A 12,976-nucleotide genomic window follows, 5' to 3' on the forward strand; every position below is an offset into this window, starting at 1 on the left:
TGACCGTGTGATCCGGTGCGCGGCGGGAACCCTTCCCGTGAGGGCTGGGCCGAGTGGGGCCGAGCATTCCAGGTGTTCCGTTCACCCTGGGCGCATCGGTGGCGGGACCTACCATCGGAGTACAGCCACCGAGCCTGAGCAAACCCACCGAGGTGATCGTGAGCAACTGGGCCGACCTTACGAACGGTAAGCGCATCAAGCACCTGCGGGGCTCCGATCTGACTCAGCAGGGACTCGCCGATGCTGCGGGCGTCTCGCTCGCCCTGGTGCAGGAAGCCGAGCAGGATCGCGGCGAGCTGTCTGTCGGCTCGCTGCTCAAGCTCGCCAGCGCTCTCAAGACAGACGTTGCGGTGATCCTGGGACAGCAGGCACCACGCCGGGGCATGAACCGCGACGACCGCGCCGCGCTGCGCCACCTGTCCGACTCCGTGCACGAGAGCGCGCTCGGAGAATGGGACGGTATCGACGACCCGAGCACGCTCGATGAACTGACCAGGGCGCGCGACCTCGCTTGGTCCGCCTACTGGGCGAGCGATACGGCGAAAGTGAGTAGCCTCGCCTCGAAAGTCCTCATGGAAGGACAGGTTCGCTACGACAGCGCCACAGGTGCCGAGCGTGAGCAACTGGCCTTGGTTCTGGCGAGCACGTACAGGGTTGCTGCATCGTGTGCGAACGGCTTCGGGCAACGCGACCTCGCATTGAGCGCGCTCACCTCGGCCAAACTCCTTGCCAAGGAAGCCGACGACCCGGTGATGAGTGCGCTACTCGAATCCACGCTCTCGTGGATCTACCTGCGCGGAGCCAAGACGCCCCGCGCGGTGGCCGTGGCCGAGCGGGCGGCACTGGCGATTGAGCCATCGTTCAGTAGGGCGTCCCGCCCCGAACTGCTTGCGTATGGGCGCCTGATGATCTCCGCGGCTGTCGCGGCATCGAGGCGCGAAGACGAGAGCGCGGCCGACGACTACATTTCGCAGGCGCACGCTGCGGCGGCGAGGCTCGGCCGAGACGAGAGGCTGTACGGGACCAGCTTCGGGCCAACAGCCGCTAAAACAGAGGCGGTTGGAATCCATGTCGCGCTGAAGAACTACGGGCGCGCGCTCAAGCTCGCCAGCCACCCCGACATGAGGAAGCTCCCAAAGAGCATGTCGAAGGTGGCGCGCAACCGCTACAAGCTCGATGTTGCCCTCGCACAGTGCGCGGCCGGCCTCTACGACCAGGCCGGAGACACGCTGATCGAGGTGGGTCTCGACGCCCCGGATTGGGTCAAGCATCAGGCGTTGCCCGGCGTTATCGGGAACCGTCTTGCGAAGGTGTCCACGGCGCGCGTGCGGAACATCAGCGAGCTAATCGGCGTGCCCCTGATCGCATAACTCCTACGGAGCGTATGAGTTGGGGCCGGGTGACCTGTCCCAGTCCTACGCCCTGTCACTTCACCATGCGTGATCGATTGGACACGATTGATGCATGGTCAGCATCCAGAGCGGACAGGGGCAGGGGCCGACTACGGTTCGTCGAACCGAGGGCGACCTGAAACGGCGTCGGGCACTCGCGGACGCGTCAGCGGGCATCTCGCCGGGCGAGGCCGACGTTCCGGCCGAGGCCGCGAAGATCGAGCGGTTCCGCTGTGTGATCTATCTGTGCAGTGCCCCCAACGCGAACATCGGGGCGCCCCGCAAGGAGTGCACCGAGTACGCAGAGGCGTTCGGGTGGGAGATCGCGGGCGTGATCGAGGACCACGCGGGATTGCTGCCGCCCGAGGGTCGCGACGGGCTGCGGCAGGCTGTCGACCGCATCAAGCTCGGCGAGGCTGGCGCGGTTCTTACGGCGTGGCGCTCGATGATCTCGCCCGTACCGCAGGAGTACGGCACGGTCGCGCGTGAGATCGAGAAGGCCGGCGGTTTCCTGCACGTCAAGGACTCGGCGCGTGGCGAGCACGGTACCGAGCGATGCTGACGGGATCTCGGCGGGCGGCGCGTATGGAGCCGAAGACCGCCATCAACAGGGCCGGGTGGACGCTGTGAGCGGGCCGAGTTACGACACGAGCCGTCCGCCTGTCCCCGTCCCGGGGTGTGCGACGTGTGCCGAACTCGCGGGACAACGCGAGGACGCGCGGGCTCAATTCGACGGCAGCAAAGAGACTGACGCCAACGTGTTGATGCGTCAGCACCAGCGACGGGAGCACCGCGAATGACTCGGCGGACGTTCCGGTACGTGCCCTTCTCGATCGTGCAGGACGCGACGGCCGAGCCGGAGTACGCGGCGCGGTGCGTCTCGGGTGCCGAGTCCGAGTGCGGCGCCGAGTCCGGTGTGAGGCACGACCCGGCGGAGGTCGAGGAGTGGCAGCGCAAGCACACGCAGGAGTCCCGGCACGTGCGCTACCGCCGGAACTTTGCCGACTACGCGGTCATGGAAGCCCCGGAAGGTCTCCCGCTCGGACTCGAACCGCCGGGTGCCCGGGTGCACGTATGAGGCGCTTACGCGGATGGAAAGTCACGGCGGACGGCGCCTTCTGGGGCGGGGTGCTCGTGATCAGCAGCGTTGGCGGCATCTTGGCCGTGATCGTTGTGGCCGTGACCCGTCAACCGCCGTGATGCTGCACCACGCGGGCAGTGTCGCCCGAAGACTCCCGCCCCGGCGGATCATCCGCCCGCAACCCAGTCGAGAGCAGACAGGTCGAGCGCCTGCCGGGGCGGGTCCTGCACCACATCCACCGTACGAAGCGATCAAGGAGGAGACTTGCAGACAAGCCTCGCAGGTACGGAGACGACCGCACAGGCCCCGTGGGGACTGCGCCGTATGGCTCCGCTGCGCAACGGTTCCCCCTCGCCCTGGCGGTACGCGGGCGTTGACCCGGCCACGCAGACCGGCCGGTGGGTCGGGGAGGACGGCGCGATGACGCCGGCCGAACTCGGCAAGCACGGTACGAGCGTGAACACCTACCCGCCGACGCAGGTCGGGAAGGACGGCAAGGTAGACGCCGACTCCGGCCACGACGCGACGCAGGACTAGGGGGTAGCGCCATGGACGGACGCCCGGTGCTGGTCTGCACGCAGGATGAGGACGCAACCGCTGATCTGGTCATCGCGGAGTTGAACCGGCGCCGGGTGCCCGTCCTCCGCTTCGACCCCGGACGGGACTTTCCTGCCCCGGCGGTGCTCGCCACACGTACCGGGACGGACGGATGGGGCGGACGACTCACGGTCGGGGAGCGCACGGCCGACTTATCCGCCGTCCGCGCCCTGTACCACCGTCGCCCCAACGCCTACCCGACAGACGGCGGTGAGCAGGCCGCGCGGTTCGCCGCACAGGAGAACCGGCGGGGACTGGGTGGAGTACTGGGCGCGCTGCCGGGGTGCCTGTACCTCAGCCACCCGCAGGCCATCGCGCGGGCGGAGTACAAGCCCGCGCAGTTGGATGTGGCGGCCCGGGTAGGGCTCACGGTCCCGGCCACCCTGATCACGAACGACCCTGGTGAGGCCAAGACGTTCTGCGCCGAGCAGTCGGCCATCTACAAGCCCTTGCACGCCGGGGCGTACGACGTCGAGGGCGAGCCCGCCGGAATCTGGGCCGCTCCGGTCGAGGCTGGAGAGATCGACGGCGCGGTGAGCTACAGCGCGCACCTGTTCCAAGCTCAGGTGCCCAAGGTGGCGGACGTGCGCGCGGTCGTCGTCGGCGAGCAGGTGTTCAGCGCTCTGATTACCGCGCCGCCCGGGGTCGTGGACTGGAGAGCGGAGTATCAGAGCCTCGCCTATAAGCCGGTCGCCTGTCCGGAAGAGATTCGCCTGGCGCTGGTGCGGTTCCTCGCCGACTTCGGGCTGAGCTTCGGCGCCTTCGACTTCGCCGTGACCCCCGACGGCGCATGGTGGTTCTTGGAGTGCAACCCGAACGGTCAATGGGCGTGGCTCGAAGACGCGGCCGGACTGCCGGTCACAAGCGCAATCGCAGATCTGTTGGAGAACGGAGCGAGCCATCATGACTGACCACCTGCCCTCGGAACACCTGCGGGCCGACCTCGCTCGGCACCTGACCAAGGCCGGTGCGCTGCGCAGCCCGGAATGGGAAGCGGCCGTGTTGTCCGTGCCCCGCGAGGCGTTCCTCTCGCGCGGCTGGTTCGAGTACGAAGACGGCGGCTGGTACCGGCCCGTATCCGGCGACTCTGCGGCCGGGCTCGGGCGGATCTACGAAGACGACACCCTCGTGACACAGGTGGCCGGGGGCGTCTTCCCCGACCAGGTCGAGGGGCGCATCGCGGCGGCCCCCTCGTCGTCGTCCACCCTGCCAGGGCTGGTCGTGCGGATGCTTGAAGACCTGCGGGCGACCGAAGGGACGCGTGTCCTGGAGATCGGCACGGGTACGGGCTACTCAACCGCGCTGCTCTGCCGCGTCGTTGGCGAGGACAACGTGACCACGGTCGAGGTCGACGCCGAGGTGTCCGCCCGCGCAGCAATGGCGCTCGGGAGCGCCGGTTACTGGCCTGTCCGGGTGGTCGGTGACGGCCTGGCGGGTTACAAGGAGGGCGGGCCGTATGACCGGGTGATCGCGACATGCGGTGTGCACACCGTGCCGGCTGACTGGCTCGCGCAGACTCGGCCTGGCGGTGAGGTCCTGGTCACGGTCGGCGGATGGATGCACGCATCCGAACTTGTACGGCTGACGGTCGCCGACGATGGCACGGCTAGCGGCCCGGTTCTCGGCGGTCAGGTCTCGTTCATGCTGGCCCGCCCGCACCTTCCGCCCCCGTTCGGGATGCTGCCGAATCTCAGCGAGGGCAAGGCCGTGCCCACGGAATTCGGCGCGGACGTGCTCGACGACTGGGCGGCCCGATTCATCGCGCAGTTCGCCGTACCCCGTGCGCAGCGGCTCGCGCTTGAACGGGGCGGCCGGACGGAACACGTCGTGATCGACGTGGACGCGGAATCGTGGGCGGTCGTCTTCCGGGACGGCGCGCGGTGGATGGTCCGGCAGGGCGGCGCGGCGCGCTTGTGGGATCAGATCGCCGAACGCGTCACACACTGGCAGGCGGACGGGCGACCGCCGGCCGACCGAATGCGGCTGCACGTCGGCCCCGACGGGCAACGCCTCACGTGGGCGTAGCCATCAGCTGACAGCCCCATGTTGGGAGCTGACGAACGTGACTGACCTTATCGCGCACCTTTTGCGCCTCCTCGCGCGGCTATTCCCCGCGCGCGGGAAGCATCGCGCCACCCCCCGTACATCAGCCGCCCCCTGCCCCGTCCGTGCGGCCCCGGCGCACGCTGCCGGAGCACAAGAGCCCGTACGCCCGCGAGGCGGCCGAGAAGCGGCCGTTTGTGAACACGATCAGCCAGGTACGCCCCTACGTCACGGCCGCGCCCCGCAGGCGTCCGGACGATCCGGAGCGGCGCGCGCAGGCCGAACGGCGCTGGGCGCTGGATATGGCGCTGCGCGGTATCGACGTGGGCCCGGCGACGATTCACAGCGTGCACGTGCGGCCCGACGGCCGTACGGTCCGGGTGGCGGTAGGAGCGTGAGCGCCGCTGTCTACTGCCGCTGCGAGCGGCTGACTCTCGCCCCGGTCGCGGTGCGCTACATCGAGCGGGCGAGCGGCCCCGGGGTGACGCTGTATGCCTGCCCCGACTGCGCGCCCCGTCTCACGCCCGGCCCCCTGCCTGCCGAGACCGCCCCGCCGCGCGGCTGATTCTCTGCCGACCCCTGCCCCGCCCGGACCGCTCCGGGCGGGGCTTCGTCGTCTCCGGGCGCGGCGGGTGGCGCCTACGCAGTCGACGGCGGTGCGGCCTGCTGGTCGGCGAGGCGGGCGGCTATGGCGGAGCGTAGGCCGTTGCTGGGGTCGGCGGTGCCGTCGACTTCCCGGCGCAGTCCGGCGAAGGTTTCGCGTAGGCCGGGCTCGATGGCGTCGAGGTCGAGGCGGGCGCGCAGGGCTGCGGCCTGGAGGACGGTCGACAGGTGGGGGTGGCCGGTGCTTGTGACGCTCGCGAGCACGCCGAACTGCTGTTGCTGCAACAGCTGGGAGAGTTCCTCGTCCGTGAGCACTCGGGGCGCCGGGCCGTCGTTCTTCGTGGTGGCGTTCGCGTTCATGGGCAGTGGCCCTTCTCAGTGGGGTGGTCGGTCAGACCGAGACGGGGTGGGTGGTGGCCGGATTGGTGGCCGGGGTGTTGTCGACCTGCTCGGCGGACGGCCGGCTCCCGGGGCGGCGCAGCATCGTGAACGCGACTACGAAAGCGGTGACCAGGAGCCCCGCGCCGACGCCGAAGGCGAGGTGGTAGCCGCCGGTCAGGGCCTCGGCCTGGGTCTTGCCGTCCGCTACGAGGCTTTCGGTGCGCGAGGCCGCCAGGGTGGAGAGGACCGCGACGCCCATGGCCATGCCGATCTGCTGGGTGGTGTTGAACAGCCCGGAGGCGAGCCCGGCGTCCTCGTCGCTCGCGCCGGACATACCGAGCGTGGTCAGCGCCGGGAGGGCGAGGCCGAAGCCGGCGGCGAGCAGCATTACCGGGAGCAGGTCGATGGCGTAGTTGGCGTGTACGGGGACGCGGGTGAGGAGGCCGAGTACGCCGATGAGGAGTACGAGGCCCGCCAGCAGGACGTTGCGTTCGCCGAAGCGGGCGTTGAGGCGGGCGGAGACGCCCAGCGAGACCGCACCGATGACGGCAGCCGCAGGGAGCATCGCGAGGCCGGTCTCGGCGGCGCCGTAACCGAGCACCTTCTGGAGGTAGAGGGCGACCAGGATCTGGAAGGAGAAGAGCGCGGCGACCATCAGGATCTGGACCAGGTTGGCGCCGGAGACGCTGCGGGAGCGGAAGACCGCCAGCGGCATGAGCGGGTTCTTCGCGGTGGCCTGGCGGACGAGGAACGCGGCGAGCAGTACGGCGGCGAGCGCGCCGAAGCCGAGGGTGTGCGCCGAGGTCCAGCCGTACTCCTCGACCTTGACGACGGTGTAGATGCCCAGTACCAGACCCGCTGTGACGAGGACGGCGCCGATGACGTCCGCGCCCGCCTTGAGGCCGAGGCCGCGGTCGCCCGGCAGTACGGGTACGGCGAGCGCGAGGGCGGCGAGGCCGATCGGCAGGTTGATGAAGAAGATCCAGTGCCAGTTGAGCGCGTCGGTGAGTACGCCGCCGAGCACCTGGCCGATCGACGCGCCTGCCGCGCCGGTGAAGCTGAAGACGGCGATCGCCTTTGCCCGCTCCTTGGGCTCGGTGAACAGCGTCACGAGAATGCCGAGGCTGACCGCCGAGGCCATCGCGCTGCCGATTCCCTGGAGGAAGCGGGCGGCGATCAGTACCGCCGGAGAGGTGGCCACGCCGGCCAGGAGTGAGGCGGCGGTGAAGACTGCTGTGCCTGCCAGGAACATGCGCTTGCGGCCGATCAGGTCGCCGAGCCGACCGGCGAGCAGGAGCAGGCTGCCGAACGCGATCAGGTAGGCGTTGACCACCCAGCTGAGGCCGGCGGGGGTGAAGTTGAGGTCCTGCTGGATGGCCGGCATCGCCACGGTCACGATGGAGCCGTCGAGGATGATCATCAGCATCCCGGTGGCGATGACTCCGAGGGCGAGCCAGCGGGAACGGGGAACGGTGGGTGCGGGAGACGGTGCCGATTCGGATGCGGATGTGGCAAACATGCTGTCTCTCCTGTCAGTTGGGGCGACAGGAGAGACCGTAGCAGATGGTTTTGTTGCAGACTATCTTTTTCAGCCCTACTTTTTGGGCTGCCGCGCGCGCCGGGCGGGGCGAGGGTTCTCAGCAGGGGCGGCCAGGCCGTCGTTGACCAGGCGATTCAAGGCGCGCAGCAGGACCTCCCGCTCCCCCTCGGGAAGTGCGGCCAGGGCCTCCCGGTGCACGCGGTCGACGATCTTCTGACTCTGCCCGGCGATACGGGCACCCTCCTCCGTGACCGCGATGATCCGGGCGCGCCGGTCCGTGGTGGAGGGGCGGCGCTCGGCGAGACCGGCCTTCTCCAGCGCGTCCACCGTCACCACCATCGTGGTCTTGTCCATGTCGCCGATCTCGGCGAGCTGGATCTGGGTGCGCTCCTCCTCCAGGGCGTGGACGAGTACGCAGTGCATCCGTGCCGTCAGGCCGATCTCGGCGAGCGCGGCGGACATCTGGGTGCGCAGGACGTGGCTGGTGTGGTCGAGGAGGAAGGACAGGTCCGGCTCGGTGCGGGTGGGCGTCATGGCGGTCATGCCGGCAAGCGTAGCAATTGGATCCGTGCCGGATTATCCGGAAGTGGAGCTTCTCGCATCCTACTTGAACATGTTCAAAAAGAGATCTAAGTTCATTCCTGCCAGCCTTTTGAACACGTTCAAGAAGGGGTGGGGAATGGACCTCACTGTTGTCGCCTACGCCATCTACCTGCTGATCAGCGTCGCGCTCACCATCTGGGTCGCCCGGACGCTGAGCCGCAACGGACGCATCTTCATCGCGAGCGTCCTGCACGGGGACGAGAAGCTCGCCGACGCGGTCAACCACCTCCTGGTGGTCGGCTTCTACCTCGTCAACCTCGGCTTCGTAGCCCTGTACCTCAAGGCGGCGGACGCCGTCGAGGACGCCCGCGGGCTCTTCGAGGCGCTCTCGGTGAAGCTCGGTGTCGTCCTGCTGGTCCTCGGCGTCATGCACCTCGGCAACGTCTGGGTCCTCAACAAGATCCGGCGGCGCTCGATCATGGAGCGCGAGCAGCTCCCCCCGGTTCCGCCGCAGGGCTGGACCGCCGCTCCCACCGGAGCGTGAGCGCGATGGGCGGCCTCCCGGTCAAGCGCCTGACGGTCCTGTACGACGCCCAGTGCTCCCTCTGCGTCCACCTGCGGACCTGGCTGCTGCGCCAACGGCAGCTCGTACCGCTGGACCTGGTCCCGGCGGGCTCGGACGAGGCGCGGCGCAGGTACCCGCGCCTCGACCACGCCCGCACCATGCGGGAGATCACCGTCATCGGTGACCAGGGTCAGGTCTACGCCGGCCCCGCCGCCTGGGTGGTCTGCCTCTGGGCGCTGGCCGAGTACCGGCCCAAGGCCCACTGGCTCGCCACCCCGGCGGGTGCCCCGTTCGTACGGGTGACGATGCTCGCGGCGGCCAAGTACCGGGACGTAACGGCAACCGGAGCAGCAGCCGTCGCAGCGCCCTGCGACGACCGGTGTTCCGTACCCGGTTAGGCTCGGACACCGTGACAGAAGACAAGGCCCCCAAGAGCGAGCAGACCCGCACGCTCATCCTCGAAACCGCCCTCCAGCTCTTCCAGGACCGTGGTTACGACAAGACGACCATGCGGGCCATCGCGAAGGAGGCGGGCGTCTCCGTAGGGAACGCGTACTACTACTTCAGCTCCAAGGAACACCTGGTCCAGGGCTTCTACGACCGGATCGCCGCCGAACACCAGGCGGCGGTCCGGCCCGTACTGGACAAGGAGACCGACCTGGAGGCGCGGATGGCCGGGGTGCTGAAGGCCTGGCTGGACATCGCCGCGCCGTACCACGAGTTCGCCGCCCAGTTCTTCAAGAACGCCGCGGATCCCGAGAGCCCGCTGAGCCCCTTCTCGCCCGAGTCGGAGCACGCCCGCGAGGCGGCCATCGCCGTCCACCGGGAGGTCCTGGCCGGCTCCAGGGCCAAGGTCGCCGAGGAACTGCGGGACGTCCTCCCCGAGTTGATGTGGCTCTCCCAGATGGGACTCGTCCTGTACTGGGTCTTCGACCGTTCCGAGGACCGGGAGCGCAGCCGCCGCCTCGCCGAACGCGGCGCCCGCCTCACCGCGCGCGGGGTCGCGCTCGCCCGCTTCCGGGTGCTGCGTCCGCTCGTACGCGAAGTGCACGAACTGTTTACGGACTTCCTGCCCGGGATGGCCCAGGCGACGGCCGGCCGCAAGGCGGACTGAGGTCGCCGCGTCTGCCCTCCCCTACAGCCAGTCCAGTGCCCAAAGGCGCCACACGCCCGTGCCGTCCGACAGGTACTGCCCGCCGGAGATGTCCTTGCCGCTCAGCACGTAGTCCTTCTTCTGCCACAGCGGCACCAGCGGCACGTCGTCCGCCACGATCAGCTGGAGCTTCTGGAAGTCGTCCGCCGTACGGCCGCGGTCGCTGAACTGCTGGGTGTCCAGGATCAGTCTGTCGATCTCGGGGTTCGCGTAGCCGTTGCTGAGGCTGTTCCCGCTGCCGACGAGCGGCTGGCTGAAGTTGTCGGGGTCGGGGAAGTCCATGACCCAGCCAACGGTGTACGCGTCGAACTTGCCCGCCGTGAAGTCGGCCTGGAAGTCCGCCCACTCGGCCTTCTCCACGACCCGCACCTCGAACAGGTCCTCAGCTTCGAGCTGCCGCTTCAGCTCGGCCGCCTCCTGCCTGGCCGCACCGCCCAGCGCGTACCCCAGCGTGATCCTGACCGGGGTCCGCACTCCGGCGTTCAGCAGCAGTTGCTCGGCGCGCGCCGCGTCGTGGGTGGAGTTCTTGTCGAAGAAGGGGGTGCTGTGGCCGGTGACGCCCTGCGGGATCAGCGAGTACAGCGGCTCGACAGTGCCGTAGTAGATCGACGAGGCGATGCCGGAGCGGTCGACGAGCGTGGCGGCGGCCTGCCGCACAGCGCGCCCGGCCATCGGCGAGCCCTTGCGGACGTTGAAGACGAGGTGGCGTATCTCGGAACTGCCGGCCTCGTGGACCCCCACCTGCGGGTCACCCGGCGCCAGCCCGGCAACCACGGCCGGCGGCATCTGCCGGTGGGTGACGTCTACCTGCTTGGCCTTCCAGGCGCGGTCGAGCTCCTCGGACTTCTTGAAGTACCGGACGCTGATCGCGTTGCCGACGCTCCCGATGGCGCCCCGGTACTTCGGGTTGGGTTCGAGGCGGGCGCTGACACCGCTCTCGTACGCCTTGAGCACGTACGGTCCCGAGCCGTCGACCGCGTCGCCCTCACGCAGGCCGTCGGCCGGGTACTTCGTCCGGTCGACGATGGCGCCCGCGCCCGTGGCGACCTTGTAGGGGAAGGTGGCGTCGCGGGTCGAGAGGTTGAAGGTGACGGTCAGGCCCTGGGCCCGGACGGACTTCAGCGACCCGAAGAGGGACTTGGGACCGACGTCGGCCTTGATGTGCATGACCCGGTCGAAGGAGTACTTGACGTCCTCGGCGGTGATCGGGCGGCCGCTGGAGAAGGTCAGGTCGTCCCGTAACTCGCACTGGTACGTCCGGAGCATCTGCCCGACGAAGCGGCAGCCGCTCGCGGCGTCGGGAACCGGCTCGGCGGAGCCGGGGCTGAAGGTCATCAGCGACTGGTAGAGGTTGCTGTACAGCGCCCACGATCCGGCGTCGTACGCCCCGGCGGGATCGAGCCCGGTGACGGCGTCCGTGGTGCCCACCTTGATCGGGGCGTTGTTTCCGTCCCCCGCGGACAGCAGTTGCCAGCCACCGACAGCGGCGGCCGACACGACCGCGCAGGTCACCAGAATCCGTAATCGGATCGACCGCATTGCCGCGCTCTCCTCATCGCCCCACCCACCGGCATGCGAAAATCCGCACTTCCCCCCGGAGATCCGCCCTACCCAATCACACCAACTTCACCTGGGGAAGGGCTAGTTGCAGGACCGCCTCGGTGCCTTTCAGTCCGTCCGGCGTTTGAGGACGCGGCTACGCCTGGCGGGAGGACAGTTCTACTACCGTGATGTCTGACTCCGCGCCCACGCGGACCGGCGGGCCCCACGCCCCCGCACCCCGGGACACGTACAGCTGGGTGTCGCCGTAGCGCTCAAGGCCGGCGACCGTCGGATTCGCCTGGGCCGCGATGTAGTTGCCGGGCCAGAGCTGGCCGCCGTGCGTGTGGCCGGACAACTGCAGGTCCACCCCGTGGCGTACCGCGTCGTGGATGACCACCGGCTGGTGGGCGAGCAGGACGGACGCGCGGGTACGGTCCCGGTCCCCCAGCGCCCGTACGAAGTCGGGGCCCTGGCCTTCCTCCTCGCCCGCGATGTCGTTGACGCCGGCGAGGTCGAAGCCTGCGATCTCGACGCGGTCGTTCTCCAGCGGCCGCAGACCGAGCTCGCGCACATGCTCGACCCACTGCTCGGCGCCGGAGAAGTACTCGTGATTGCCCGTGACGAAGAAGGCCCCGTGCTTGGCCTTGAGCTGCGCCAGCGGCTCGGCGGCGTGCCCCAGGTCGGCGACGCTCCCGTCGACGAGGTCACCGACGACGGCCACCAGATCGGGCTGGACGGAGTTGATGGTGTCGACGATCCGTTGAGTGTGCGCGCGTCCGAGGACCGGCCCCAGGTGTACGTCGCTGACGACGGCGATCCGGAACCCGTGCGCCCCACGCGGCAGCTTGGCCAGCGGCACCCTGACCCGCTTCACTCGCGGCCCGCGCATCACCCCGTACGTCCCGTAGCCAACGGTCCCCAGCCCGGCCACTGCGGCACCCGCCCCCACCACCCGCGAGACGAACAACCGCCGCGAGAACTCACCCGTGGGGGTGGAGCCACTGCCGGCCGCGTCGGCGGCATTCGGTGCGGGAGGAGCGGGAGGGGCAGGAGGCGCAGGTGCCGTCACCGTGTCCGTGTCACCGGGCGCGGGCGCGGTGGCGCCGAGCGGCGACGCGGCTCGCGCCCCGCCGCCGGCGGCGCCGAGCGCCGATGCCGGGGCGAGGGGCTCGTCGGGAGGAGTCCCGTCGCCGGCACCGGCCGCACCACCCCGGCTCCGCCGGCCCAACGCCCGCCGCAGCAGGGGCCGCACCGCCTCGCCGATCACCAGCGCCATCACCAGGTACAGCAGCACCGCCAGCCACATGTACCCCGGCCACGCCAGTACCTGCTGCGCCCAGAACGGCACACCGGCCCGCCCCGAGACCAGCGCGCCGACCGCCAGCAGCGGCAGCAGCACCGCCGCCACCGTCCCCGCCCGCCGGGCGACGCCGCCCGGTGCCGTCGTATCGCGGACCAGGCGGCGCCAGACGTACCAGTGCGCCCCGGCCAGCAGGGCAACGACCGAAAGCGCGATGAGAACGAAGACGACGACCAC

16 protein-coding genes are annotated in these 12,976 nt (G+C 69.6%); 11 read left to right on the plus strand and 5 right to left on the minus strand.

Annotated elements, in window-relative coordinates:
* Window positions 1-158 precede the first annotated feature (158 nt).
* From J7E89_RS11390 to J7E89_RS11425, 8 genes are all read left to right on the plus strand, one after another.
* Window positions 159-1,370: a helix-turn-helix domain-containing protein gene (locus J7E89_RS11390; protein WP_214972186.1), complete on the plus strand. Its 1,212-nt coding sequence runs from the start codon at window positions 159-161 to the stop codon at window positions 1,368-1,370.
* 94 nt (window positions 1,371-1,464) lie between these two features.
* Window positions 1,465-1,953, plus strand: coding sequence for a hypothetical protein (locus J7E89_RS11395; protein WP_214972188.1), 489 nt, complete (start codon window positions 1,465-1,467; stop codon window positions 1,951-1,953).
* 234 nt (window positions 1,954-2,187) lie between these two features.
* Window positions 2,188-2,469, plus strand: a complete 282-nt coding sequence (locus tag J7E89_RS11400; protein WP_214972189.1) for a hypothetical protein — start codon at window positions 2,188-2,190, stop codon at window positions 2,467-2,469.
* Window positions 2,470-2,736: 267 nt separating this feature from the next.
* Window positions 2,737-3,009, plus strand: coding sequence for a putative ATP-grasp-modified RiPP (tgmA, locus tag J7E89_RS11405; protein ID WP_251060396.1), 273 nt, complete (start codon window positions 2,737-2,739; stop codon window positions 3,007-3,009).
* Window positions 3,010-3,020: 11 nt separating this feature from the next.
* On the plus strand, window positions 3,021-3,980 hold the full coding sequence (gene tgmB, locus J7E89_RS11410; RefSeq protein WP_214972191.1) for an ATP-grasp ribosomal peptide maturase: 960 nt from the start codon (window positions 3,021-3,023) through the stop codon (window positions 3,978-3,980).
* Window positions 3,973-5,094 (plus strand): ATP-grasp peptide maturase system methyltransferase, encoded by a 1,122-nt coding sequence (gene tgmC, locus J7E89_RS11415; protein ID WP_214972198.1) that lies wholly within the window; start codon window positions 3,973-3,975, stop codon window positions 5,092-5,094. Before tgmB ends, tgmC begins: the two co-directional genes overlap by 8 nt.
* 143 nt (window positions 5,095-5,237) lie before the next feature.
* The gene (locus J7E89_RS11420; protein ID WP_214972201.1) at window positions 5,238-5,510 is read left to right on the plus strand and encodes a hypothetical protein; all 273 of its coding nucleotides are present in this window, start codon (window positions 5,238-5,240) and stop codon (window positions 5,508-5,510) included.
* The gene (locus tag J7E89_RS11425) at window positions 5,507-5,677 is read left to right on the plus strand and encodes a hypothetical protein (RefSeq protein ID WP_214972203.1); all 171 of its coding nucleotides are present in this window, start codon (window positions 5,507-5,509) and stop codon (window positions 5,675-5,677) included. The genes J7E89_RS11420 and J7E89_RS11425 overlap by 4 nt, the downstream gene beginning before the upstream one ends.
* A 74-nt stretch (window positions 5,678-5,751) precedes the next feature.
* Here the strand turns inward: J7E89_RS11425 and J7E89_RS42040 are convergent, their stop codons facing one another.
* From J7E89_RS42040 to J7E89_RS11440, 3 genes are all read right to left on the minus strand, one after another.
* Entirely contained in the window at window positions 5,752-6,075 is a 324-nt protein-coding gene (locus J7E89_RS42040) for a pyridoxamine 5'-phosphate oxidase family protein (protein ID WP_214972206.1), read from the minus strand.
* Between the two features lie 31 nt (window positions 6,076-6,106).
* Window positions 6,107-7,615 (minus strand): MFS transporter, encoded by a 1,509-nt coding sequence (locus J7E89_RS11435; RefSeq protein WP_214972208.1) that lies wholly within the window; start codon window positions 7,613-7,615, stop codon window positions 6,107-6,109.
* 75 nt (window positions 7,616-7,690) lie between these two features.
* A complete protein-coding gene (locus J7E89_RS11440) occupies window positions 7,691-8,179 on the minus strand; it encodes a MarR family winged helix-turn-helix transcriptional regulator (protein ID WP_214972210.1) in 489 nt (162 codons plus the stop codon).
* A 136-nt stretch (window positions 8,180-8,315) separates the two neighbouring features.
* On the opposite strand from J7E89_RS11440, the gene J7E89_RS11445 reads away from it, so the two are divergent.
* The 3 genes from J7E89_RS11445 to J7E89_RS11455 are packed head-to-tail and all read left to right on the plus strand — an operon-like array spanning window position 8,316 to window position 9,858.
* Entirely contained in the window at window positions 8,316-8,723 is a 408-nt protein-coding gene (locus tag J7E89_RS11445) for a hypothetical protein (RefSeq protein WP_214972211.1), read from the plus strand.
* Window positions 8,724-8,728: 5 nt separating this feature from the next.
* Window positions 8,729-9,142: a thiol-disulfide oxidoreductase DCC family protein gene (locus tag J7E89_RS11450; protein WP_214972212.1), complete on the plus strand. Its 414-nt coding sequence runs from the start codon at window positions 8,729-8,731 to the stop codon at window positions 9,140-9,142.
* Between the two features lie 11 nt (window positions 9,143-9,153).
* Entirely contained in the window at window positions 9,154-9,858 is a 705-nt protein-coding gene (locus J7E89_RS11455) for a TetR family transcriptional regulator (RefSeq protein ID WP_214972213.1), read from the plus strand.
* 21 nt (window positions 9,859-9,879) lie between these two features.
* Here the strand turns inward: J7E89_RS11455 and J7E89_RS11460 are convergent, their stop codons facing one another.
* Both J7E89_RS11460 and J7E89_RS11465 read right to left on the minus strand, forming a co-directional pair.
* Window positions 9,880-11,436, minus strand: a complete 1,557-nt coding sequence (locus tag J7E89_RS11460; RefSeq protein WP_214972214.1) for an ABC transporter substrate-binding protein — start codon at window positions 11,434-11,436, stop codon at window positions 9,880-9,882.
* Window positions 11,437-11,593: 157 nt separating this feature from the next.
* Entirely contained in the window at window positions 11,594-12,976 is a 1,383-nt protein-coding gene (locus J7E89_RS11465) for a metallophosphoesterase (protein ID WP_214972215.1), read from the minus strand.

This window comes from Streptomyces sp. ISL-100, from assembly GCF_018614615.1.
In the GTDB taxonomy this organism is placed as follows: Bacteria; Actinomycetota; Actinomycetes; order Streptomycetales; family Streptomycetaceae; genus Streptomyces.